Below are 23757 nucleotides of genomic sequence, written 5' to 3'. Positions count from 1 at the left end.
CTATGGCACTACAAATAACGGATGCTTGTATTAACTGTGATATGTGTCTTCCTGAATGTCCCAATACCGCTATTTTTGAAGGTGATAAAATTTATGAAATAGACGTCAACCGCTGCACCGAGTGTGTTGGTTTTTATGATACCCAAACCTGTGTCGATGTTTGCCCAATTGCCTGTATCGAGCCACATCCAGAATACGTTGAAACACAACAACAACTGTTAGAAAAATTTAAAGGATTGAACTTATTTAGCGTCTAACCTTGGGGAAAGTAGAAAAGAAACCGAGTACTGACCACACTCAGAGTTTCAAAACAAAAACTGGGCAAAGAATAACAATAAACAAAAACTAAATGAAAAAGCCAAAGTGACTGGGGAGCACTTTGGCTTTTTCTTTGTACAAGATATTTGCTTTAAACGAAAAAAAAAGGAACTGAGCTGTTAGCGACTCAGTTCCTATCAAGGGTAAAACCAAAGATCAACAATACAGCATAAAGGGGAAAAGCCAACGTATATTTTGGGAGAGCGTTGGCTTTTTCATTTCACACTTACAGCCCAGAACGAATAATATAATCAAAAGCAGACAGAGCGGCTTTCGCGCCTTCACCTGTGGCAATGATGATTTGCTTGTAAGGTACTGTCGTACAGTCACCTGCGGCAAATACACCTTTGACATTGGTTTCGTTGCGATCGTTAATCACAATCTCACCACGGTTTGAAAGCTCAACTGCTGTTTCTTTGAGAAAATCAGTGTTTGGCAATAAACCAATTTGCACAAAGATCCCTGCAAGCTCTACCGTATGTTCTACATCAGTTGCACGATCTTTATATTTCAATGCTGTCACTTGCTTACCATCACCCACAACTTCAGTCGAGAGTGCATTTAGGATCACTGTGGTATTAGGTAAGCTATGCAATTTGTCTTGCAACACTTGGTCAGCACGTAATTTGCTATCAAACTCAACCAAATTCACATGTTCAACAATCCCCGCAAGATCAATCGCAGCTTCGACACCTGAGTTACCTCCGCCAATTACGGCAACACGTTTGCCTTTAAACAGTGGGCCATCACAGTGTGGACAGTAAGCAACACCACGAGTACGGTATTCTGCTTCGCCCGGCACATTCATTTCTCTCCAACGTGCGCCTGTTGAAAGAATTACTGTTTTAGATTCAAGCTTCGCACCATTTTCTAAAGTGACTTCAACCAAGCCATTCGCTGTCTCATCTGCACCTTTGATGTTAGAAACACGTTGTAAGTTCATGATGTCCACACCGTACTCACGTACATGTGCTTCCATTTCAGCAGCAAACTTCGGCCCTTGAGTCTTTTGAATCGAGGTATAGTTTTCAATGTCCATGGTATCCATGACTTGACCACCCATACGTTCAGCCACAATCCCGGTTTTAATGCCTTTACGTGCGGCATAAATGGCAGAGGTATTTCCCGCAGGACCACCACCAACCACTAAAACATCAAAAGCCTCTTTGGCATTGAGTTTTTCAGCTTCTTTGGCCGCAGAATTGGTATCCAGTTTGGCAACAATCTCTTCCAAGGTCATACGGCCTTGACCGATATGGTTGTTGTCTTGGAACACCATCGGTACAGCCATGATTTTGCGTTCTTCAACTTCATCTTGGAAGAATGCACCATCAATCATAGTTGCTGTCGTGCCTGGGTTGTAAATAGCAATCAGGTTCAACGCTTGCACCACGTCTGGACAGTTATGACAGCTTAAAGAGACAAAGACGTCAAAGTCAGACTGGATACCTAAACCTTTGATTGAAGCTAAAACTTCATCTGATACTTTGGGTGCATAACCTGAGGTTTGTAACAATGCCAAAATCAAAGAGGTAAACTCATGTCCCATCGGCAAACCCGCAAAGAAGACACGCGGCTCTTCACCGGCTTTTGCCACACCAAAGCTAGGTGCACGTGAGTTTTGACCATCAAAACGTGCAGTCACCAGTGGAGACAGTGCTGCAACTTCTTCAACCAATTCTTTGATTTTGTCTGATTTCTCAGAACCATTCAAAGTCGCAACCAATTCAATCGGACCTTCTAGGCGTTCAAGAAGTGTTTTTAATTGAGCTGAAGTATTTTGATCTAACATTGTTAAGCTCTCCAAAGCAGTCTATAAATTTATTTGATAGAAGAATCATAGAGCAAATCTAGAAATAGATAAAACAGTTTGTTTTTATTTTAATAATCGGTTTTATAGATTTAAAGATATTCATCATAAAAAGTCCCTCTACCCCGCAGGACTTTTTACGAAGTCAAAGCTTAAGATTCACTCTGCATCCGCTGTTCAATTCTTAGCGTTCTGGCCTTTAACTGACGTGTCAAACCAAACAACAAAAGACTTAGCACTGCCATCAGTAACATCAAGATAAGTGAGAAGAATTGCATGACCTTAGTGAACTGCGCTGCTTGCTGAACTTGCTTTTCTACACTTGCAGCCATCGGCGTGAGTGTTTTGCCATAGAGTTGATGCTGCATCGTCCATAACTGTTCAGGCTTAAACCCATATTCAATAAAATGTGAATCGGTTTTTTCTGCTTGGACCAGAGCAAGCACATGCGGAATGGCTGCATTTTTATCGACAGGTTGGTGTAACAATGCCGTCTGCGCAAGCAAATAATGTTTTACAGGCATTTGAATTTGCGACTGCTGCAAATACTGTGCTATTTCACTTTGCTGAATGTTTTTATCGTAGTGTACGATTTGCTGAAAAGCCTCGCTTTCATCATCTTTTAAATCATATTGCACATAAGTCAGTCCTGACCAAAGCAGAATAAAGGCAATCAGCCATGCCACAAACTTCAGTATAAAAGACTGAAAACGTACATAGAAAAAATGAATTTTCCGTGTATAGTGCACCAGTATGAATGCCCCAATAAAAGACACCATGATCTTGAGCACAAGCCAACCAAACCACGACAGCAAATTCAGAAAATAATCTGGCTGATGTCCTAGTGATGCGAGATTTTCATCGACACTCATGGGCATATGCAGTTGCTGTATTTCAGTGCTCAGCCCAAAAAAGCTATAGACAAAATCAGGTTGTAGAAAATAACTAATGCTGGAGGCAATAAACAAGGCAGCACTCAACATACACCATAAACTCAGTTTACGTTGACGTTGTTTAAGTGCAACCACGCCTTGTTCAATGTGCTGAGGCTGAACAACATACTCATCTAAGGAAGGCAAACGCTTCTCCTCTATTGACCATCCACCTCGGCATTAAGATGGTGTCGTACGATTAGAACTTGAATCTAAAACCAATTGATTCAAATTGTCCTGCAAACTACGCAACCGTGTGGTTGCTTCAGCACGTTTCTGCATACCTTCCTTTTGTATTTGAATCACATCATTTACTGTTTTAATGAGGGTGTTTTGTACATGTTCAAGCGTCTCAATATCAATCACTGAACGTTGATTGGCTTTTGCTGTATCTACTGAGTTTTGATGTAACAAATCAGCATTGCGCTTCAACAAGTCATTGGTCGCATCATCAATGGTATTGGCCAACTGCACACTATTCGTCTGCTCATTTAAAGAAATCGCCAAACTAATTTGGTTTTTCCATGCAGGCAATGTAATGTTTTTAATCGCATAAAACTTATCGACCAACATCAAATTATTAGACTGGATAATACGAATCATCGGTAATGTTTGCATGGCTGATTGTTGTAAAACCTGCAAATCACTCACACGTTTTTCCAAATTATTGGCTAAATGATTGAGGTCGTAAACTCTCTGTGTCGTGGTTTGGTCTTGCCCCTGTGCAGTCAGTGTTGAGATTTCCTGCTGAATTTCATCCTGTTTCAACTTACCCGCTGCGATATACACACCGAGCTGTTTATATTCACTTTGCACACCATGAAACATCCGATCTAGCGTATCAACACGTGCTTTTAAACCAGACTGTGATTTTTCAATTTCTTTCACTAAAGTATCAATCTGTTCTTTGGTGGTATTAAAGTGCATATCAATATTATTCTTTGCGCCTTTAATTTTGCTTATCAAGCCACCGAAGAAACCTGAATTTTTCTTTTTATTTAAGATACTTGAGGTATTCAGTTGTTGTGCAACTTGTACCACCTGATTTAGCTTTTGCCCAGTTTCATCCAAGTCCTTATTTTGAACCAAATTTAACAACTCATCGGTATATCCTGAGGTTTGTGTCGCAATATTTTTACCATACTCCGCTACGGCGTTATGGTTGATTTCTGCCAACTCTTTCCGTGCTGCCAAGACCGCATTGAAGTCATCTTGTTGCAAGCCAATTTCTTGCAAATTTAACTGTTGAAACTTATGTTCAATCACTTCGGTGGTTGGCTCTACCACAAGACTGTTTTGTTCTGAGTTGGTCATAATTCACCTAATCTATTTCTTAAAGTGTTGGTTTCTGTAGTGATTTTTTTAAGGTATGAATCAATTTTTCACGGCTATTATCGAGCTTTTCTAGTTCAATTGTCGAGCTTGATTGCTGCGATTGTTTGACATGATATTGCCATGCCGGGATCAAAACCTGCTGTGCCTCTTTATATCGGTCTAACAAACTCAATGAAAGCTGCTGTGACAACTGCATTTGCGTAATCACAATATCATTACTGCTTTGCAAAGTCTGCAAGCTGTTTATTTTCTTGGATAAACGTTCTGCAAAATTATCTAAAGGATGTGCATTCTTCACAAATTTAGGATATTCCATTAAAAATGCTTCAGCCGCAGATATATATTTGGCCATTTGCTCACGTAAGCCTGTTAACTGCTGATAGCGCGCCTGTGACTTTTGAATTTCAATTTGTAATTTTTGGCTGAGATGATTGGCTCGATCCAACAGCTGATCCAGTTTTTTATAGTATTCAACTTGGGTTGAACCATATTCAATATCAATTCCGAGCCACTTTTGTAGCCCATTAAATTTGCGCTTCTTCAGGTATTTTTTTGAGTCAGCCAGTGACTGGATCAGTTGCTCAATGGTCTGACTCAACTGTAAAGTGAGCTGCGGGTCCACTCCATTTAACAGCACAGACTGCGCTTGAATGACACCATCTGCATAATGATTGAGACGATATTGATCGTTCAGCAAAGGAACCAAATCATTACGCTGGATACTTAAAAGTTCATCTGAATTGACTGGTATATCCCTTAAAGGAACAAGAACGTCAATTTGTGCCATAGCGCTTTAACCCAATAAAGAAATTGAATAAAATCATTTTTATAGTACAGCTTTTATGTCACATAACATGTAGATTTTTGCAAAAATGCTGTGACATCTTTTGTGCCGTAAAAATTATCATGAAGGTTATATCAGTTATTCAGTACTCTATTCATACTAGACCCAAACCTATTGAGTAGAAGTAAAAGATCCAATCAATACATACTCTGTTTTTATCTTCTATGGAGTTACAATCCTTTATGAAACAAAACGCATATTTGAAATCATAAAAAAGCCATGATCAACATGGCTTTAAAATGGGGTGTTTCGATATTATAAATAATTGCCTTCACGCTCAGGTTGATAAACCACTTTTTCAATTTTGACTTTCATCATTTGCCCGTCTGGCTGTGGCCATTCAATTTCTTGACCTTCAGCTAAGCCAAGAATTGCTGCACCAATAGGGGCTACAACATTGACCTGTCCCTTCTCGCCTTTAAAATCATGCGGATAAACCAAGGTAATTTCAGATGCTTCTGTAGATGGTGCAATAGTCAGTAAAACTTTTGCATTCATCGTTACCACATTGGCAGGCATATCTTGTGGAGCAACAACATCGGCGCGTGCCAATTCTTCTTCAAGCAACTGCATGGTCGGTGTAAGTTTAGGCTGATGTTCTAACATCGTTTCTAAACGATGAAGATCCTGCTCAGAAATGATAATTGCTGGGTTTGCCATGTGCTGCATTCCTATTTGAATACGGTATGAATAAAATTCTTATTAAAAATAATTTATTAGCCTATAACTTCTGTTATATCAGAAATGCAGTCTAAATTATATTTCAACTGATTTTGATTTTTTAATGCTATAAAAAAAGCCCCCTTGAGGGGGCTTTCTCAAGTCAGAACTTAGTTTGCGTAAACAGGAAATTTCGCACAAACAGCTTCAACTTTCGCTTTAACAGCGTTAATCACAGCTTCGTCACCTTTGCTGTCTAGGATATCAGCGATCCAGCCAGCAAGTTCACGCACTTCAGCTTCGCCGAAACCACGAGTCGTCACAGCTGGTGTACCAATACGGATACCAGAAGTCACAAATGGTGAGCGTGGGTCATTTGGTACTGCATTTTTGTTCACAGTAATGTGAGCTGCACCTAACCATGCATCTGCTTCTTTACCTGTTACATCTTGCTTAATAAGAGATAACAAGAACAAGTGGTTTTCTGTACCGCCAGAAACGATGTCATAACCACGAGCAATGAGAACTTCAGCCATTGCTTGAGCGTTCTTCACTACTTGTTGTTGGTAAACTTTGTATTCAGGAGCCATTGCTTCTTTAAAGCAAATTGCTTTAGCCGCTACCGCATGAACCAATGGACCGCCTTGGTTACCAGGGAATACAGCTGATTGTAATTTTTTCTCAATTTCTTCGTTTGCTTTTGCAAGGATTAAACCTGAACGTGGGCCACGAAGTGTTTTGTGTGTAGTGGTTGTTGTTACGTCAGCAATCTGAACTGGGCTTGGGTAAACACCAGCAGCAACTAGACCAGCAACGTGAGCCATATCTACAAATAGGTAAGCGCCAACTTTATCCGCGATGTCACGGAAACGCTGCCAATCTACAATTTGGCTATAAGCAGAGAAACCAGCTACGATCATACGTGGCTTGTGCTCAATTGCTAAACGTTCAACTTCTTCGTAATCAATTTCGCCAGTTTCAGGGTTTAAACCGTACTGAATTGCGTTATATGTTTTACCAGAAAAACTTACTTTAGCACCGTGAGTCAAGTGACCACCGTGAGCCAAACTCATACCCAAAACAGTGTCGCCCGGGTTAAGAAGCGCTAAGTAAACAGCAGAGTTTGCTTGTGAACCTGCATGTGGTTGAACGTTTGCGTAATCTGCACCGAAAAGTTCTTTAGCACGGTCAATCGCTAATTGTTCAATCACGTCTACATATTCACAACCGCCGTAGTAGCGTTTGCCTGGGTAGCCTTCAGCATATTTGTTTGTAAGTTTTGAACCTTGTGCTTCCATTACTGCTGGAGAGCAATAGTTTTCAGAAGCAATCAGTTCGATGTGCGCTTCTTGGCGAGCATCTTCATTTGTGATTGCTTGCGCGATTTCTGGATCAAATTCAGCAATTGAGATATTGGCAAACATTAGCGAGGTCCTATGAAATTAGGGCTTTTAAGCCGTGCTAAGATTGGCGCGTATTGTAGCATGAAGTTTATAAATTTCGAGAACGAACTTTACGCAGTTTTAAATAAAAAATCGCTCATGAAGCAGAACTCCTTGAGCGATTTGAGTCAAAGCAAATTACTGAATTGGCATGAGAGTTTTTACATCGGTCACAAAATTATCCAAATTACGAGTATAAACAGTCGTATGATTCCATTTATCAACTGGAGCAAGTAATCCATCATTTTTGTAAGTAATGACTGTCCCTGCTGGTGCAGTATTCACTAAAAAATCCGTAACCTTTCTAGGCACAGTCTCATCAAATGATCCTTGATAAATAATGATTGGAGTACTTATCTTCTTTTTCAAAGGCTGAGAACCATTTGCTAGAAAATCTTTCACTTCCGGAATATTGGTCATAAACCCAGTTTGGGTACGTGGATATCCCTCTATTGTTCCAAAAATGTCTGCGTAATCGACCATTGGGGCACGAAAAGTACCTCCTAATAGCGTATAACATAGAGACTCAGCTTGTCTCGCAATATCATCTGTTGGAATTTCAAAGACTTCACTATAGCGTAATGCTGGGTAAGGATTTCTTAATCCTGCTGTAATTAAAGCAGTAAAAGTATCTAATGGCGCAAGAATATTAATTTTTTTCGTTAGATCCGTTTCCGTAGCAGCTTGCTGCTCACCACCTGCGAGGATTAAACTCAGGTTGGATGCTGGTGCAATGGCAATAGCGCCTTTGTAATCGAGCTGTGCTCTTGATGCATTCTCAGCAGCACCTAATGCGGCATGTCCCCCTTGAGAATGACCAATAACAGTCCAGCGCTTCTCCGTTGTATTCCCCAAATTTTTACTCGCGGCAACAACTGCATCTGTGATCGAATAAGCCTCACTTTTCAGATTTAAAAATGGATGTAACTCACGACCTCCAGGTTCACCTAAGCCTTCATAATCTGGAGCAACCACGGCATAACCTGCTACAAGTAACTTTGCAATTAAGAATTCGTTTCCACCTAAACCTTGCTGACTCGGGGCACATTGATCAGCAACACCTGTAGTTCCATGTGCCCATGCAACGATCGGCCAACCGCCTGCTGGCATTGGCCCTTTTGGTTTAAAGACTAAAGCTGTTGCTTGCGTTTCACTTCCATTGACCCCACGCATTAAATAGGTCATCAATGTTTTAGAACTACTAACACTATCCAACACAACATTAGCATTAATATCTACATCTGTATAAGCCTCGACTCTAACCACTGGATTAACAATATTATTTTTAGGCACCCCATCATCTACGATAACAGAAGTTGAATCGCCATCCCCTCCTCCACAGGCTGTTAAAACAAGCACAGAACTACTGACGAACACGGCCAATATATGTTTTTTCATCTTAAAATTCCTTAATGACATTTTTTCTTGTTGTAACGATTCAAATCACTTGAATACATTAATGATTTACGCCTCAAAATGACACATGGCAAGACCAGTTACGAGAATGATACAAAGTGAACATTGTCTGCAAGTGAGCACTTACCATTGTTATAAAAACTGGTCATTGGAACTTAAAATAAATCCTGATCCCACAACTGAATTCAGGCATTAAGCTCTTCTCTAGTCTTTGTTTGAACCGAATCCCAAAGAATTATTTTAATTTTAAGCAAAAATTTTCCTTGTAATCTGCCTAAATAAATCAACAAGTAACTTCCAACTTTTTCCTTGCTCAATAAAGTCTGATCTCTAATCACGCAGGTTCACCAGATGATTTAAACAACATCACTGCACAAAATCAGCGAATAAACCACAAATCTGGCAGTCATAGGCTGTCTTGATAGTCTTGAAAATGATAAATTTATTCAGCTTTTAATTTTCGGATATGCACATGCAAGCCATTATTCTCGACACAGAAACCCATACCCTAAATGGTCAACCCATTGAGATTGCATATGCACCGATTGAAATTACAAATGGCAAATTAAGCCTAGACAAAAGCCAAGTATTTGATCAGCTCTATACCGTCGATGAACCAATCTCATTCGCAGCGATGGCTGTGCATCATATTTTAGAGTCAGACCTCGTTGGGAAGCCTCACTATACGACCTTTAAACTACCTGCTGAAACACAGTACATCATTGGTCATAATATTGATTATGATATTCGGGCTATCGAAAAATGTGGTGTCGATACTTCTCATATTAAAGCGATTTGTACACTCGCCCTTGCACGTTTGGTCTGGCCTGATGCTGAAGCGAACAATATTTCGGCACTCATTTATATGATTTCAAAAGGCAGTGAAAAAGCCCGTGAAATGATTAAAAAAGCTCATCGTGCCGATATGGATATTATTTTAACGGCCAATATTTTAATGCATGTGGTTCATCAATTAAAAATAAACAGCATGGAGCAATTATTTGCTGTCTCTGAAGATGCTCGTATTCCGCGTGTCATTAATTTTGGCAAGCATCGCGGCACAGCGATTGCTGAACTCCCTGCTGACTATATTCAGTGGTTAATGCGTCAAGATGAACTCGATCCTTACTTACGAAAAGCTTTAGAAAATACGAGCATTAAAACGCTCTAAAATGTATTGTCATAAATTCTTAATATTGTTGTAATTTTCACCCTGTATGTTCAGCCTTAATTTATTTGTTCGGGGGAGTAAATTAAGGTATGAATCATTATCAAAAGACAGCATTGGGTTTAGATGCTTTACAACAACGTCATATCCCACTCAATGCGCGTCAAAGACGACTATTGGTTTTAATTGGTACAGAAGATTTTGAACAATTGGCTGACCAGTTCAAACAACGCATCGCAACGCCTGAAATCCTCGGACAATTAATTGAATTGGGTTTAATTCATTCCACACAAACAGCTCACGTCTCTAGCCCAATAGAGCCTCTATCCGAATCTCAACCACCTGCCTCACTACTAGAAAATAGTCAAAATAGCGTCAATCCAATAGATTTAGACAGCAAAGCGCAGACTCCTGCACCACCCGCTCCTACACAAAGCCCAGCCCCACCACTTAAAGCTTATAGCTTTGAAGAAACACGCGATTTGATGATGAGCTTATTACAACGTTATTGTGGCTTAATGGCAAAACAACTCATTCTTCAAATTCAATCGGCGACAGACTTACACAGTCTCAAACGCTGCCAAATGCAATGGATTACGACGTTACAGGAAAGTCGAATAGAACCCACAGCACTCAATCAACACTTACAACAGATCAATCATTCACTGTTGCGTTTGCAAGCAGCTTAAAGAAATAAATTCAATGGATAATTGAGTCTTTTTCGGTCTTAGTTAAGATTTAAAGACTACGAGTTTGATTAGCAATCTATTGTTTTATTATTCAGGCAAAAAATCCTAATGTCTTTCATCGACTTTTCAGACTTTGGCACAATGGTTACTCGAACCATTTATCAAACAGCTTGATAAATAATAACTATGTGTGAAGTGATATCCTGATTTTATTTTATGACGTTAAAAATAGTCGCTCAAAAAAATTTATCTCTTATACTGCAATGGGATAACTTAACTCGACATTTATCGCCCATAAAAAAGCCCATGTAAACATGAGCTTTTTTTTCAAAAGTGTTAATCAACAACTCGGTATATATTTTCCGTTTGCCGACTTTCAAATAACAGTTCAATACTAGGCAGAATCACTTCACCATCAACAACGATATGTTCAATTCGTTTAAACAAATCCAAACGTTCTGCTTCGGAGTTTTCAGGTACTTGCCTTAACCGGGCCTTTACATTATACGTTTGGCTGTATTGGTCTTTTACCTTTACATCTACAAGCTGAGTCATGGTCATTTTCCTTTTCTTTTTTTAGCTCTGTTTAATCTTATAGCACAAGTTTTTTCCAATACTGCCCTTAGAGTTGTTAGAATTTATCGCAATGTTAATTTATATAAATATTTTCAAAATCATAACTATAAATCATAAACTTAAATCAAATATGCTTAACAACCGAGATACATAGTCATATTTTTTCACATAAAAAAAGCTCGCATTGCTGCGAGCTTTTCTATGTTGGAAGGCTAGTGCTGATTTATTGTTTGAACACTTCGTTTCAAACTCAACGAGCTGTCATTGATCCGTCCAACTACATCGTAGCGTCTTAGTTATCGACCTACTGTAAGTACAATATAAAAACATTTTTTGCTCTCGACAAGAGCCTATGACATTTCGAAACAACTGTACAAATAAAAGCCAATTGATATTTTTTAAAAATAAGAGACCATACTGAAAGGCAAAATCGAGATAACATCTCAGCGTCAAATCAAGTAAAATCGCGCATTCAACCTATGAGTTCTTTTCCATGTTAGTTCAATTGATTTTGAGTCATTTATAAATACAAAACTAAGTTCATTCCTCAAAACTTATTTGTTTAATCGTGGTTTTAACTTTAGCGTTTGGTTACGTCTTTCGACTTCAAAATCATGGATCGGCAAACTGGCCTACCCTATTTTTTATTATAAGAAGAAAAAATACGGGATCGATATCCACTGCACCACAAAAGTTGACTATGGCTTGTTCATCGGTCATGGGGGACCTTTGATTGTCAACCCAACGACTGTGATTGGAAACAATGTCAACCTATAACAATTTACAACGATTGATGCCAATGGCGGTCGTCAGACTGCTGTAATTGGCGACAATGTATATATTGGCCCAAATGTCTGTATTATCGACCATGTTAAAATTGGCAATAATGCCACCATCGGTGCAGGTAGTGTGGTCACCAAAGATATTCCTGATAATGCAATAGCCGTAGGTAATTATGCAAAAGTCATTCACTATAATAATGCTGGAAATTCAGTAAATAGATGCTGGCTGAATTGAAAAAAAAATAACACCAGCATAATTTAATCAACTTAGCACTCTATGAATAAAACACAGACTGACAATTTTTATACTTCGTAAATTTTAAGACATAATATGTTAGTGTTGTATTTCAAAAGCTCATGAATAGGATAAATTAGGTTAGGGTAAATCTTCGTTTTTGTTCGATGAATAAGATAGAGGTATATCATGACCACGATTAATATTTCAGACATTAAAGAACATTCTAGTGTAATTGCCGTATGTGGAACGAAGATTGGAGATGTTGACCACATAGAAGGTAACGAGATCAAACTCACCAAACATGGCGATGGGAAACACCATATTATCTCAAGTGCATGGGTAAGAGAAATTCGAGAGGATCAGGTCATGTTAAGCAAAGATGCCCAAGAAATTAAAGATAATTGGATTGAAGCATAGACTCAAAAAACGGCTTTGTTGCACAAACCTATCTGTAAAGGCTTTTTTAGCGATATAATTTTCAAATGAAGAAGCCTACACACAAAATCTACCGCACAACCAATTGGCCCGCATATAACCGAGCACTCATGAGTCGCGGAAATATTGCCATTTGGTTTGATCCTGCTACGCAATGGTATGCGCCATCAAAAGGCAAACAAGGGCGAAATCAAACCTACTCCGACGCAGCCATCCAATGCTGCTTAATGATTAAATCCTTATTTCGTCTGTCTTTACGTATGGTTACTGGCTTTGTGCAAAGTCTGATTAAACTTTGCGGATTAAATTGGATAGCTCCAGATTACACCACGCTTTGTAGAAGACAAAAGCATATTGATATTGTAATCAGCTACCAAAAAAGTAGCGATGGGCTGCATCTACTCATGGACTCTACAGGCATGAAGTTTCTAGGTGAGGGCGAATGGAAACGCAAGAAACATGGACCTGAATATCGTCGCCAATGGCGTAAACTTCATATTGGTATAGATGCTAAAACCCTACAAATACGAGCAGTTCAGCTTACAACCAATAATGTCAGTGATTCACAGGTGCTTGGTGATTTACTTAATCAGATTCCACAAGATGAGCGGATTGACTCTGTTTATACCGATGGAGCTTATGACACCAAGCAATGCCGTCAGGTCATTGCAGATCGGCAAGGGCATGCGGTGATTCCACCTAGAAAAAATGCGAAACCATGGAAAGATACAAAGAGTAGCTCGCTAGAGCGAAATGAATTACTTCGAACAATTAAACGTTTAGGCAGGACACTATGGAAAAAATGGTCAGGCTATCATCGGCGAAGTTTGGTTGAAACTAAGATGCATTGCATCAAATTATTAGGAGATAAACTCAGTGCAAGGAGTTTTGATAGCCAAGTGAATGAGATCCATGCACGTGTAGCAGTCCTTAACAGATTTACGGAATTAGGTCGACCACTTACCCAAGTTACGCCTTAAATTTGGCTCAATTAGGGGTGCTTTGCATTTCAAATCTTTGTGCAACAAAGCCTATGCAACTCGCATCAGACTATTTACAAATGAGTGAGCGTCATCTTCGACGCTACTTATTGCTAGAAGGTATTAGTTTTCAGCAAATTCGACAAACCGTATTAGAACGAAAAGCGAAACAGATGCTTGAAAATAATCTCTCCATTGGGGACATTAGCCAAGCTTTAGGTTTTAGTGAAGTACGTGAATTTCGTCGGGCATTTAAACGCTGGACAGGCCAAGCGCCGTCTGTTTATAAAAATGGCACCGAATAATCCTAAGCTGATACAGAAGCCTTTTTCTGTTTTTATTCGTTCCCGCTTTAAAAGTTGAAGCTGAAATGTGTTCAATTAAAGCAACCAAACTGCTTCGGTCAGCTGCTTAATTTCATCCATATCATGGCTGACATACAGCATCGGGATATGGGTTTCATGTTGGACGGTTTGAAAAAAAGGAAGGATTTCCTGTTTATGTGCAGCGTCTAACGCAGACAATGGTTCATCTAATAATAATAAATTTGGCGAATACAACAGTGCCCGACCCAATGCAACTCGCTGCTTTTCACCACCTGAAAGCTTCGTCGGCATACGACTGAGTAAATGATTAAGTTTAAGCAGTTCAATAATATAATCAGGATCAAAACGTCGGCTTTCAGGCGGAATGCGCTTATAGCCAAACAATAAATTTTGCATCACCGTCATATGTGGAAACAGTTGTGCATCCTGAAAAACCAAACCCACATGACGTTGCTGCACGTTTAAATTAATCTTATTTTTCGCATCAAACCATGTCTGATGATTGATTTTAATCCAGCCCTTGACTGGAGTATTAAGTCCTGCAATAGCATGCAAAATACTGGTTTTTCCTGAGCCTGACGCTCCAAATAAACCAACGACAGGATGTTCAGATGAAAATGTCTGATCGAGTTTAAATTTGCCTAAATTTAACAGAATATGACAGTCAATCATCGTCTTAATGCCCCCGTTTTTTTTTCTGATAACGATGGAACCACTGGGCAAACCATAAAGCGAAAAATGCCACAGTTAATGACAGAATAATCAGTCGCCAGACCGCTTGTTCTGTGTCGGGTTGCTGCATCAAGCTATACATGGCCAAGGGCAAAGTTCTGGTCTCCCCTGCAATATTACCGACAAAGGTAATAGTTGCGCCAAACTCGCCCAGACTGCGACAAAAACATAAAATTGCCCCCACCAATATGCCACTGCTGGATAAAGGCAAAGTGACATAAAAAAAAGTGCCCAAGGAGGAAGCACCGAGCGTTTTCGCCGCCATTTCTAGCCGTTGATCCACCAGCTCTATGGCCAAACGAATCGATTGAACCAAGAGTGGAAAGCCCATCACTGCTGAGGCCAAAACTGCGCCTTTCCAATTAAATGCAAAATTGAGTCCAAAGGGCTCAAGATATTTACCCAGTATTCCGTTTCCTCCAAAAACCTGTAACAGCAAATATCCTGGCACTACAGGCGGCAGCACCAAAGGTAGGAAAATAAAGGTTTCAAATAATGATTTGCCAAAAAACTCTTTACGTGCCATAACCCAACCCACTACCAACGCAGGGATCAGGCTAAATGCCAAACAGGTTGCAGCCACTTGGCAGGATAACTTGAGTACCTCTATTTCTTCAGCCGATAAAGAAAACATCATCACTTGGCAGCAGATAAAACGGTAAAGCCATATTTTTTAAAGACTGCATGTGCTTGTTTACTCTGTACAAACTGATAAAACGCTAGTGCATCTGGATTATTTTTGACAAGACCTAAGGGATAAACAATCGGGGTATGGGTGCTGATAGGGAAAACGCCAACGACGGTGACATCGTTACTAATAGCGGCATCGGTTGCATAGACAATGCCAAGCTGACATTCACCACGTGCGACAAAGTTGAGCGCAGCTCTGACATCTTCAGTTTCAACCAATCTTGGTTCAAGTTTTGACCACCACCCCAATGCGGTCAGTGCTTGTTTCCCGTATTTTCCGACTGGGACACTTTTGGTGTCACCTGTACAAAGCTTGCCTTGAAAAGCGGTAGAAGGATCAAAACTTTTATCCATTTTTATTTTGACGGGCTTAGCTTTTGGAGAAATCAGAACAAGACGATTGCCCAATAAATTCACACGTTTATTCGGCACAATTAACTTTTTATTTTGCAGATAATTCATCCACTGTTCATCTGCCGAAATAAAAACATCCGCAGGTGCACCCGCTTCAATTTGCTTAGCCAAAGTCGACGACCCGGCATAAGAGGTTTTCACACGTACTCTTTTTTGTTGTTCAAACATTGCATCGACATCTGCTATAGCATTGGTCAAGCTGGCCGCTGCATAAACGGTAATGGCTTGCTCTGCATGTACATGTGCCGCAAGAGCCAAACCACAACACAACACCGCATATTGCATGCACTTATTCTTAAAATTGAGCAGCACCATGTTCCCCTTAAGCGTTATAAATTGATCGATATGTTTTCAAAAATATATGGATACACAAGCAACGTCAATTCTAGAAACAGATTATTTATCGCTCAAGTTAAAGTGTTTGTATCTTAATCACGTGACTGATACTGCTCTTACAATCGAGTGAGTAGATAAGAGGTTTTATCAAATAGAGGAAGCTTATTCGTGTATGCAATGACTGACTACGAGAAGCATCTAGTTGAACTAAATAGATTATGGTTTCAGGTGTTGAGCTATTTCTTCAAAATCCTGCTCAATCGCAACGCGTGCTTTTATTTCCATCTGTCTAAATTGACTTAAAATACTTTCGCCCAAGTCTGTGAGTTTTGCCCCACCCCCATGCGTTCCACCTTTTTGAGTTTCGACCAATCCTGACTGAAAGCTATGATTCATGGTTTCAACCAACTGCCATGCACGGCGGTAGCTCATATTCATACTTTTTGCAGCTTGAGAAATTGAACCTGTACGGCGAATTTCTTCCAATAACTCGGCCTTACCTGGCCCAAAGGCAATGTCTTGATTGAGAAGTATTCTGAGCTGTAATTTTAATTTGACGTCCTGCATACATTCACTCAAATAAAGACCTGTCATCGACACAGATGACCTAAAGAAAAACCTTTTACTTTTTATACAGCAAAATTTTAAATATCAAGTATATAAAACAAAACCATTACCGCGGCAAAAACTCGCTAAGGTCAAACCTGACTGCTTTGCCATATTAATCGCCATACTGGTTGGAGCTGAAATACACGCCAGCAAGGCAATATTCAGTTGAGCACACTTACGAATCAACTCATAACTGGCGCGGCTGGTCATCACGACAAAACCTTGATTCACATCATAATGATGTTTTGCAATATAACCCAATAGTTTATCTAAAGCATTGTGTCGGCCTACATCTTCAAACAAAGCCACTATTTCCCCTGCTTCAACCCATGCAGCCGCATGTGCACCACCTGTCATTTGGGTGATTTTCTGTCGGGTATTGAGTTGAGCAATGGCTTGGGGAATTTGAGCCAGCCATCCCTCACAAAGGGCTGTGGTAATTTGAGGTAAATCCAAATGAAGTTGCTGCAAGCTTTCAATCCCACAGAGACCACAACCCGTGCGTCCAACCATCATCCGTCGATGTTGTTTTAGCGCCATAAAGGCGCGGGTAGAAATCGTCATTTCGACTTGGATCCCAAATTCCGTTTCGTATATGTCTAAAGAGTAAAGCTCTTTCAAACTCGTCAAAATACTTTCAGACAAGCTAAAGCCTTTCGCAAAGACTTCAATATCTGCTGGCGTTGCCATCATTACTGCACGGGAAATCCCATTATAAACCAAAGCAATAGGGTGTTCTTGCACCACAAAATCAGATTGTTCAACAGCTCTATTTTCACTTAGACGCTGAATATCAACAGTTTCATAGCCCAGAGAACTCAACTTCGACGTTCGAATATCCATAATAATTTTCCAATCTTCCCTAAACACTCAACCCTTCAATCATGAAAAAAATGACACCTACAAATCAGGCGCCATTTCAGCATTGAATCAACTAGCCAGCTCGATTCACGATCTGATTGGCATCTTCAGGATCAACTGCTTGTGCCAAGTTGAAATGTTCAGGAGCTTGACCTGCATGTAAAATCACAGGCACGCTTTTCGAAGCCGGTATTTTGGCGTATTTATCATGACTACTGAGCGCAACCAATGGATTGGTTTCTGGATAATAGGCTGCGAGGCTACCCCGTGGAATGTTATACGGTACGATACGGAAGCTGTGAACCACACGTTTAACACCGTCCGAATAAATACTTTCGATATGCACCCATTGATCTGCAACAAAACCAGCCGCAGCGATATCTTCTGCATTCATAAACAAAACACGGCGCTGACCAAATACCCCACGATAACGGTCATCGAGTCCATACAAGGTTGTGTTGTATTGGTCATGAGAGCGTGTGGTCATTAGGGTATAGACTTTTGCCCCTGTATATTGTTCAGCGTATTTATTCTCTTTATCGGCATACACTTCAGCCAACGGCGTAATTAAGAACTGTGCCTTGCCTACAGGCGTATTCCACACATGCTGATTGGCAGGATGCTCTAAGTGAAAACCACCCAGCTGATAGACACGTGCATTGAAATCTTGGAATTCATCAAAGACCTCTTCAATCGAATCTCGAATACGATCATAACTTTCTACATACCATTTCCACTTGATATCACTGTCTGGCAAGACGGCTGCTGCCATACGCGCCACAATGTCAGGCTCTGAAAGTAGATTCTTAGAAGCAGGCTCATTACGCCCTGCTGAAAGATGTACATTACTCATAGAATCTTCAACACTCACTGCCTGTGGCCCATGCTGTTGCATATCAATTTCGGTACGGCCCAAACAGGGTAAAAGTAATGCCTCTTTACCACAAACTAAATGGCTACGATTCAACTTCGTTGCAATCTGTACTGTTAAATCACAACGACGTAAGCCTTCTTGTGTATACGGTGTATCTGGAGTGGCAACAGCAAAGTTACCACCTAAACCAATAAAGACTTTTACATCACCTTCATACATCGCCTGAATGGTATCCACCACGCCAAAACCATGTTCACGTGGCGACTTAATGCCGAATACTCGGTCCAGACTATCCAGCAATTTTGGGCTTGGTCGTTCATTGATCCCCATGGTTCGATCGCCCTGCACATTACTGTGCCCACGAATCGGTGCTAAGCCTGCCCCTGGACGACCAATATGCCCTCTTGCCAACATTAAGTTCGCGAGCATATGTACATTCGCAGTCCCGTGCCGATGCTGTGTAATCCCCATGCCCCAACAGAAAATGGCCGTTTTGGCATCCAAATACATTTTAGCTAAAGATTCTAAATGCTCAGGGCTAAGTCCCGTATGTGTATGAATATCGGACCATGCAGTACTATCAATTTCTTCCATCATGGCATCGAAACCAACCGTATTCATCTCAATAAAAGATCGGTCAAAAACGCTCTTTTTCCCAGCTGCCAGTGTTTGAATGTCCCATTCACGTAAATGTTTCAGCATTCCGAACATGAGTGCATAATCACCACCCACGTTGGGTTGGAAATAATAACGACTAATGGTTGTACTGCCATTGGTCATCATCTCAACAGGTGCTTGCGGATCTTGGAAACGTTCTAAACCACGTTCTTTTAAGGGATTAATGGCAACAATATTGCCACCACGCCGTGAAACTTCTCGTAAAGTCCCCAACATCCGCGGATGGTTGGTGCCCGGATTATGCCCAAAACTGAAAATCGCATCGGCGATATCAAAATCTTCTAAAGTCACCGTTCCCTTACCCAAACCAATTGAGTCACGTAAGCCAACACTGGTGGTCTCATGGCACATATTGGAACAGTCTGGAAAATTATTGGTACCAAAAGAGCGGACAAAGAGTTGATACAGAAATGCTGCTTCATTACTGGCACGACCCGAAGTATAAAATGCCGCTTGATCTGGATGATCCAAGGCATGTAAATGTTTTGCAATTAAGGCAAAAGCATCGTCCCACGAGATAGGCACATATTTATCGGTCGCGCTGTCATAGCGCATTGGGTCAGTTAGACGACCTGAATCTTCAAGCAAGAAATCACTTTGTTCAGACAGCCAACTGACCGTATGGGTCGCAAAAAATTCAGGTGTAACACGTTTTGAAGTGGCTTCAAAGGCAACGGCTTTTGCACCGTTTTCACAAAAGTTAAAGGCATGTGCATCTTTCTTTTCAGGCCATGCACATCCTGGGCAGTCAAAACCCGTGGGTTGGTTAATATTGAGAAGCGTAATCGCACCTTTTTTGAAAACTTCCTGTCTCTTTAAGTTTCTTGCAACACTTAACAACGCGCCCCATCCACCCGCAGGATTGGTATAAGGTTCTATTCGTGCATAGCTGGTTTCTTCATCATGCTTTTTATCTTCAGTGTTTTCCATCTCACCGCCCTCAATATTTATCTTCGGTAAAAAGTTCTGCAATGATCAATTCACTGTTCGCTTTGCTCATACTTGCAAGCGATTTGGATTGCTCAACCCTTTTTTATTGCTCTTTTCTTATTCATCATGCCTGCGTTTCTTGGCACAATTCCAAAAACACTTCTGATCAAAAATATCACCCTTTTGGCATGCAATTTCAATAGATGAATTATTACAAAAGACAATGATTTGATGGATCATGTTCGGGCAACACACCCTCTCATTTTTGAAAATGAACGAACTAAGCGACTTTAAGACTCTGTTTGATCTTTGAAATAAAACATTTCATACTCTTGTTTATAAAAACTAAATCGTATGTAAATACGAAGTGGAGCGACTATGGACGGTTCGACGACTACACCCTTAGAACATAGGTCAGCGCAACTGATCGATCAATTTGGCCGTCATAAACATAAACTCCGAATCTCACTGACAGATCGTTGTAACTTTCGTTGTAGTTATTGCATGCCCGATATGCCTGAATGGTTAGCCAAAAAAGACATATTAAGCTTTGAAGAGCTTTTAACATTTTGTGAAATGATGGTCAGTTTAGGCATTCGGTACATCCGCTTAACAGGTGGCGAGCCTTTGATGCGTCAAGGCGTAGTCAATTTTATTTATGCTTTGAATCGACTCAAGGCACAGGGCTTAGAACGTATTTCCATGACCAGCAATGCTTCCTATTTAAACAAGTATGCACGAGCGCTAAAAGAAGCAGGACTAGATGATCTCAATATCAGCCTCGATAGCATTCATGCAGACACGTTTATGAACATGACCAAACGTCCGATAGCACCTGTTCTCGAAGGCATTGCGGCAGCACAGCAAGCCAATCTCCCGATAAAATTAAACTGTATTTTAGTCGCAGGACAAAATGATCATGAAGTGCTTGAACTGACCCAATGGGCTTATCAGCAGAAGATCGCATTACGTTTTATTGAATATATGCCTTTAGATCAACCTGAACACTGGCAGGCAGAAAAAGTTATCACTGAAGATGACATTATCCAAATACTTGAACCCCATTTTCAGATTCAGAAACAAGCCAGACAACATGACCCTGCAACCATTTATCTGCTTAATGATCAATACACATTAGGCATTATTTCCACCATCAGCAAACCCTTCTGTCAAAGCTGTGACCGTTTACGTATCACTGCAACGGGAGAGCTATTTACCTGTTTATTTGCCAATAGGGGAACACCGCTGCGTCATTTACTTCAACCAAAAGATTCCGCTTTATTACAAGCTCAGATTCTCAATGCTGTGTGGCATAAAAAAGCAGGGTTTATTGAACATCAACATGCCCCAACGCGCAAAATCAGTATGCATGCCATAGGGGGTTAATCAACTGGTTAATTTTGAGTTTGTCAGTCATTCGACTGTATCCGCTTTTATTTTTGTGTTATCTAAATACGTCATAAACTTTTTCTCTTGATCGAACAGTTTCACTTTAGATCAACACTTCAATGTTTCGGAATACTTTATGAAAAACGTTGGCATGAAGCCAGAAAGCTATCGCGTTGCAACTGCAAGCTCCGAACTGCTTGCCCCTGCACATTGTTTACAACTTCTTGCCGACGGCAATACCGAAAAAGGTGATGCTCTCAAAACAGCCCGCATTGCTGGGATTTTAGCCGCAAAACGTACCGATGAACTGATTCCGCTGTGCCATCCGCTACCTATTTATCGTGCCGATGTCGATTTTGAACTGCTTGTCGACCGTGTGATTATTCGTGCAACCGTTGAAACGATTGGGCCAACAGGTGTAGAAATGGAAGCGTTGACCGCTGCCAGTATTGCGGCTCTCACCATTTACGACATGCTCAAACCCCATTGCGAACCGCATGAGCTGATCATTCAGCAATGTAAACTCGATCTGAAAAAAGGCGGAAAATCACACTTTAAACGTCATTTACGTCAGCCTGTTTCTGCGGCAGTATTGGTTCTATCAGATACCGTTGCCGCAGGTCGTAAACCAGATACTGCTGGCCGCTCCGTCGTCGAGACCTTAACCGAAGCTGGTTTTGATCCAATTCATTATCAAATTTTACCTGACGAAGCCGATCAGTTAAAAGCATTGGTCTTAGAGCTCACTCAATCTTATGCTTGCATTATTACTGTAGGCGGAACAGGCATCGGCAAACGTGACATTACAGTAGACACACTTGAGCCTTTACTTGAACGTGAGCTCAATGGCCTGATGGAAGCCGCACGTGCTTTCGGACAAAAACGTACCCCTTATGCTGCGATGTCACGTGGCGTTGCAGGTTTTATCGACCGTTCATTGGTGATTACCCTTCCGGGCAGCCGTGGTGGTGCAAGTGAATCTATGGCAGCCATTTTACCTGCTTTGGTTCATATTTTTGATGTCTGCCGTGATCTACCTCACCCAGGAGGTTATGAATGAGTTGCTCTGGCGTTGGTTTAATTACACTCGATCAAGCTCTTGAACACTATAGCGCCGTCCAAACATTGCCTGTCGTTACTTTGCCTTTAGTACAGGCGCATAGACATGTTTTAGCGGCAGATGTTGCATCAACAGTTGCCTTGCCTCTATTTACCCAAAGTGCAGTTGATGGCTATGCGCTGCGCTCTGAAGACTTGCAAGCTGGAATTACCAGCTTTGAATTGGTTGGTGAAATTCGTGCGGGTATTGAAGAACATATTGAGATTCAAGCAGGTCAAACTGTTCGTATTTTTACTGGGGGCAAGCTGCCAAACTCAGCAGATACTGTGGCTCGACAGGAAATTATCACGCGTGGCCATAAACAAGCGACTCTAACTCAAGCTTTGGACAAAGGCGCAGACATTCGTTATCAAGGTGAGGAGTTATCCATCGGGACAACACTTGCACAGCAAGGCCTGCGTTTAGGCAGCGGTTTAATTGCGGCACTCAGTATGGCGGGTGTTCAGCATGTCGAGGTTTATCGCCAACCTAAAATTGCAGTGCTTATTACCGGTGATGAAGTCAGTACGCAACTGGACAATCAATCTAAAGTGTTCGATGCCAATGCGCCAATGATCCTCACTTGGCTCAAAGAACACGGTTTTTCTGAAGTCCATTTAGAGCATGTGATTGATGATGAGAAGATACTCACACAAGCACTCTCGAATGCCATGAATCATTATGACGTGGTCATTACCACAGGCGGTGTTTCGGTTGGCGATTATGACTTGATTCGACCTGTTTCAATGGCTTTAGGTGCAAAAGAGATTTTCTGGCAAGTTGCGCAAAAACCGGGTAAACCATTGTATTTTGCTGAATATCAGACAGACTATCATCATTCTTATTTGATTGGCTTGCCTGGGAACCCTGCTGCTGTACTCACCTGTCTTGCTGTACATGTATCGACACTATTGGCGGCTTTACAGGGAGTTACGTCTCCCGCACCCGCTTGGAAAAAAGCTCGTTTCAACGACAGTATTAAACAAGACAGCCGTGAGCAACTGGTTCGCATGGTATTAGATGTCAACGAGTTTGGACAATTAACCGTTTCCAAACTCGGCAAACAACAATCCCACATGCTCAGTAATTTAAATCGAGCCAATAGTATTGTTCGAATCCCTGCTCGATCTGATGCCCCTATAACATTGGACTATGTCGATTTCATCTCCATCTAACAACATAGATTGGATAGTG

22 protein-coding genes and 2 pseudogenes are annotated in these 23757 nt (G+C 40.9%); 10 read left to right on the top strand and 14 right to left on the bottom strand.

From position 1 onward, the window contains the following. Positions 1-2: 2 nt before the first annotated feature. Positions 3-257, top strand: a complete 255-nt coding sequence (locus tag AC4CUZ_RS09495) for a YfhL family 4Fe-4S dicluster ferredoxin (RefSeq protein WP_078389479.1) — start codon at positions 3-5, stop codon at positions 255-257. Positions 258-544: 287 nt separating this feature from the next. On the opposite strand, the gene ahpF is transcribed toward AC4CUZ_RS09495, so the two are convergent. From ahpF to AC4CUZ_RS09460, 7 genes are all read right to left on the bottom strand, one after another. Next, a complete protein-coding gene (gene ahpF / locus AC4CUZ_RS09490) occupies positions 545-2110 on the bottom strand; it encodes an alkyl hydroperoxide reductase subunit F (RefSeq protein ID WP_490747530.1) in 1566 nt (521 codons plus the stop codon). A gap of 170 nt (positions 2111-2280) precedes the next feature. Next, on the bottom strand, positions 2281-3207 hold the full coding sequence (locus AC4CUZ_RS09485) for a hypothetical protein (protein ID WP_078426580.1): 927 nt from the start codon (positions 3205-3207) through the stop codon (positions 2281-2283). Positions 3208-3240: 33 nt separating this feature from the next. Continuing rightward, the gene (locus AC4CUZ_RS09480) at positions 3241-4374 is read right to left on the bottom strand and encodes a toxic anion resistance protein (protein ID WP_004696049.1); all 1134 of its coding nucleotides are present in this window, start codon (positions 4372-4374) and stop codon (positions 3241-3243) included. A gap of 19 nt (positions 4375-4393) precedes the next feature. Further along, a complete protein-coding gene (locus AC4CUZ_RS09475) occupies positions 4394-5182 on the bottom strand; it encodes a tellurium resistance protein (RefSeq protein WP_201951973.1) in 789 nt (262 codons plus the stop codon). Positions 5183-5494: 312 nt separating this feature from the next. Continuing rightward, on the bottom strand, positions 5495-5899 hold the full coding sequence (rnk, locus tag AC4CUZ_RS09470) for a nucleoside diphosphate kinase regulator (RefSeq protein WP_005400535.1): 405 nt from the start codon (positions 5897-5899) through the stop codon (positions 5495-5497). A gap of 170 nt (positions 5900-6069) precedes the next feature. Further along, the gene (gene glyA / locus AC4CUZ_RS09465) at positions 6070-7323 is read right to left on the bottom strand and encodes a serine hydroxymethyltransferase (RefSeq protein WP_005400534.1); all 1254 of its coding nucleotides are present in this window, start codon (positions 7321-7323) and stop codon (positions 6070-6072) included. A 156-nt stretch (positions 7324-7479) separates the two neighbouring features. After that, entirely contained in the window at positions 7480-8739 is a 1260-nt protein-coding gene (locus AC4CUZ_RS09460) for an alpha/beta hydrolase (protein WP_078389474.1), read from the bottom strand. Positions 8740-9229: 490 nt separating this feature from the next. On the opposite strand from AC4CUZ_RS09460, the gene AC4CUZ_RS09455 reads away from it, so the two are divergent. Then, complete coding sequence (locus AC4CUZ_RS09455) at positions 9230-9928, top strand: exonuclease domain-containing protein (RefSeq protein ID WP_114837799.1); 699 nt, start codon at positions 9230-9232, stop codon at positions 9926-9928. An 89-nt stretch (positions 9929-10017) separates the two neighbouring features. Continuing rightward, positions 10018-10614, top strand: a complete 597-nt coding sequence (locus AC4CUZ_RS09450) for a hypothetical protein (protein ID WP_114837798.1) — start codon at positions 10018-10020, stop codon at positions 10612-10614. A gap of 336 nt (positions 10615-10950) precedes the next feature. Here the strand turns inward: AC4CUZ_RS09450 and AC4CUZ_RS09445 are convergent, their stop codons facing one another. Beyond that, complete coding sequence (locus tag AC4CUZ_RS09445; protein WP_201951975.1) at positions 10951-11169, bottom strand: hypothetical protein; 219 nt, start codon at positions 11167-11169, stop codon at positions 10951-10953. A gap of 525 nt (positions 11170-11694) precedes the next feature. On the opposite strand from AC4CUZ_RS09445, the pseudogene AC4CUZ_RS09440 reads away from it, so the two are divergent. The 4 genes and pseudogenes from AC4CUZ_RS09440 to AC4CUZ_RS09425 all read left to right on the top strand — a co-directional run. Beyond that, positions 11695-12207: pseudogene (locus AC4CUZ_RS09440) on the top strand (serine O-acetyltransferase). A 189-nt stretch (positions 12208-12396) separates the two neighbouring features. Next, a complete protein-coding gene (locus AC4CUZ_RS09435) occupies positions 12397-12627 on the top strand; it encodes a DUF2171 domain-containing protein (RefSeq protein WP_078389470.1) in 231 nt (76 codons plus the stop codon). 65 nt (positions 12628-12692) lie between these two features. Then, positions 12693-13625 carry an IS5 family transposase gene (locus AC4CUZ_RS09430; protein ID WP_081405714.1) on the top strand — a complete coding sequence of 311 codons (933 nt, stop codon included), beginning with the start codon at positions 12693-12695 and terminating at the stop codon, positions 13623-13625. Between the two features lie 74 nt (positions 13626-13699). Then, positions 13700-13930: pseudogene (locus tag AC4CUZ_RS09425) on the top strand (helix-turn-helix transcriptional regulator); the annotation flags it as partial. A 75-nt stretch (positions 13931-14005) separates the two neighbouring features. Here the strand turns inward: AC4CUZ_RS09425 and AC4CUZ_RS09420 are convergent. The 6 genes from AC4CUZ_RS09420 to AC4CUZ_RS09395 form a co-directional block, all read right to left on the bottom strand. Continuing rightward, positions 14006-14623, bottom strand: coding sequence for an ATP-binding cassette domain-containing protein (locus AC4CUZ_RS09420; RefSeq protein WP_005400526.1), 618 nt, complete (start codon positions 14621-14623; stop codon positions 14006-14008). A 4-nt stretch (positions 14624-14627) separates the two neighbouring features. Further along, the gene (gene modB / locus AC4CUZ_RS09415; protein WP_005400525.1) at positions 14628-15320 is read right to left on the bottom strand and encodes a molybdate ABC transporter permease subunit; all 693 of its coding nucleotides are present in this window, start codon (positions 15318-15320) and stop codon (positions 14628-14630) included. Continuing rightward, positions 15320-16072 (bottom strand): molybdate ABC transporter substrate-binding protein, encoded by a 753-nt coding sequence (modA, locus tag AC4CUZ_RS09410; RefSeq protein ID WP_227557100.1) that lies wholly within the window; start codon positions 16070-16072, stop codon positions 15320-15322. The genes modB and modA overlap by 1 nt, the downstream gene beginning before the upstream one ends. A gap of 267 nt (positions 16073-16339) precedes the next feature. Continuing rightward, complete coding sequence (locus AC4CUZ_RS09405; RefSeq protein ID WP_005400523.1) at positions 16340-16690, bottom strand: winged helix-turn-helix domain-containing protein; 351 nt, start codon at positions 16688-16690, stop codon at positions 16340-16342. A gap of 84 nt (positions 16691-16774) precedes the next feature. Beyond that, complete coding sequence (gene fdhD, locus AC4CUZ_RS09400; RefSeq protein WP_490747529.1) at positions 16775-17575, bottom strand: formate dehydrogenase accessory sulfurtransferase FdhD; 801 nt, start codon at positions 17573-17575, stop codon at positions 16775-16777. Between the two features lie 91 nt (positions 17576-17666). Continuing rightward, positions 17667-20075: an FdhF/YdeP family oxidoreductase gene (locus AC4CUZ_RS09395; protein ID WP_151836065.1), complete on the bottom strand. Its 2409-nt coding sequence runs from the start codon at positions 20073-20075 to the stop codon at positions 17667-17669. Positions 20076-20453: 378 nt separating this feature from the next. Between AC4CUZ_RS09395 and moaA the strand changes: the two genes are divergently transcribed. The 3 genes from moaA (at position 20454) to AC4CUZ_RS09380 (ending at position 23738) form a co-directional block, all read left to right on the top strand. Further along, the gene (moaA, locus tag AC4CUZ_RS09390) at positions 20454-21461 is read left to right on the top strand and encodes a GTP 3',8-cyclase MoaA (RefSeq protein ID WP_078389598.1); all 1008 of its coding nucleotides are present in this window, start codon (positions 20454-20456) and stop codon (positions 21459-21461) included. 139 nt (positions 21462-21600) lie between these two features. Further along, positions 21601-22524 (top strand): bifunctional molybdenum cofactor biosynthesis protein MoaC/MoaB, encoded by a 924-nt coding sequence (gene moaCB / locus AC4CUZ_RS09385; protein WP_004695990.1) that lies wholly within the window; start codon positions 21601-21603, stop codon positions 22522-22524. Then, complete coding sequence (locus AC4CUZ_RS09380) at positions 22521-23738, top strand: molybdopterin molybdotransferase MoeA (RefSeq protein WP_078389599.1); 1218 nt, start codon at positions 22521-22523, stop codon at positions 23736-23738. The genes moaCB and AC4CUZ_RS09380 overlap by 4 nt, the downstream gene beginning before the upstream one ends. The last annotated feature ends 19 nt before the right edge of the window (positions 23739-23757 follow it).

Source organism: Acinetobacter sp. 789_lipA (assembly GCF_058242845.1).
This window is presented reverse-complemented; position numbering and strand designations above follow the sequence as displayed.

Bases quoted from the DNA above. Each gene is read 5' to 3' on its own strand.
- AC4CUZ_RS09430 (WP_081405714.1), top strand. From the start codon at position 12,693: ATGAAGAAGCCTACACACAAAATCTACCGCACAACCAATTGGCCCGCA.
- AC4CUZ_RS09460 (WP_078389474.1), bottom strand. From the start codon at position 8,739: ATGAAAAAACATATATTGGCCGTGTTCGTCAGTAGTTCTGTGCTTGTT.
- moaA (WP_078389598.1), top strand. From the start codon at position 20,454: ATGGACGGTTCGACGACTACACCCTTAGAACATAGGTCAGCGCAACTG.
- modA (WP_227557100.1), bottom strand. From the start codon at position 16,072: ATGCAATATGCGGTGTTGTGTTGTGGTTTGGCTCTTGCGGCACATGTA.
- AC4CUZ_RS09475 (WP_201951973.1), bottom strand. From the start codon at position 5,182: ATGGCACAAATTGACGTTCTTGTTCCTTTAAGGGATATACCAGTCAAT.
- moaCB (WP_004695990.1), top strand. From the start codon at position 21,601: ATGAAAAACGTTGGCATGAAGCCAGAAAGCTATCGCGTTGCAACTGCA.
- fdhD (WP_490747529.1), bottom strand. From the start codon at position 17,575: ATGGATATTCGAACGTCGAAGTTGAGTTCTCTGGGCTATGAAACTGTT.
- rnk (WP_005400535.1), bottom strand. From the start codon at position 5,899: ATGGCAAACCCAGCAATTATCATTTCTGAGCAGGATCTTCATCGTTTA.
- AC4CUZ_RS09455 (WP_114837799.1), top strand. From the start codon at position 9,230: ATGCAAGCCATTATTCTCGACACAGAAACCCATACCCTAAATGGTCAA.
- AC4CUZ_RS09450 (WP_114837798.1), top strand. From the start codon at position 10,018: ATGAATCATTATCAAAAGACAGCATTGGGTTTAGATGCTTTACAACAA.
- AC4CUZ_RS09495 (WP_078389479.1), top strand. From the start codon at position 3: ATGGCACTACAAATAACGGATGCTTGTATTAACTGTGATATGTGTCTT.
- AC4CUZ_RS09420 (WP_005400526.1), bottom strand. From the start codon at position 14,623: ATGATTGACTGTCATATTCTGTTAAATTTAGGCAAATTTAAACTCGAT.
- ahpF (WP_490747530.1), bottom strand. From the start codon at position 2,110: ATGTTAGATCAAAATACTTCAGCTCAATTAAAAACACTTCTTGAACGC.
- AC4CUZ_RS09435 (WP_078389470.1), top strand. From the start codon at position 12,397: ATGACCACGATTAATATTTCAGACATTAAAGAACATTCTAGTGTAATT.
- AC4CUZ_RS09405 (WP_005400523.1), bottom strand. From the start codon at position 16,690: ATGCAGGACGTCAAATTAAAATTACAGCTCAGAATACTTCTCAATCAA.
- AC4CUZ_RS09445 (WP_201951975.1), bottom strand. From the start codon at position 11,169: ATGACTCAGCTTGTAGATGTAAAGGTAAAAGACCAATACAGCCAAACG.
- modB (WP_005400525.1), bottom strand. From the start codon at position 15,320: ATGATGTTTTCTTTATCGGCTGAAGAAATAGAGGTACTCAAGTTATCC.
- glyA (WP_005400534.1), bottom strand. From the start codon at position 7,323: ATGTTTGCCAATATCTCAATTGCTGAATTTGATCCAGAAATCGCGCAA.
- AC4CUZ_RS09380 (WP_078389599.1), top strand. From the start codon at position 22,521: ATGAGTTGCTCTGGCGTTGGTTTAATTACACTCGATCAAGCTCTTGAA.
- AC4CUZ_RS09395 (WP_151836065.1), bottom strand. From the start codon at position 20,075: ATGGAAAACACTGAAGATAAAAAGCATGATGAAGAAACCAGCTATGCA.
- AC4CUZ_RS09480 (WP_004696049.1), bottom strand. From the start codon at position 4,374: ATGACCAACTCAGAACAAAACAGTCTTGTGGTAGAGCCAACCACCGAA.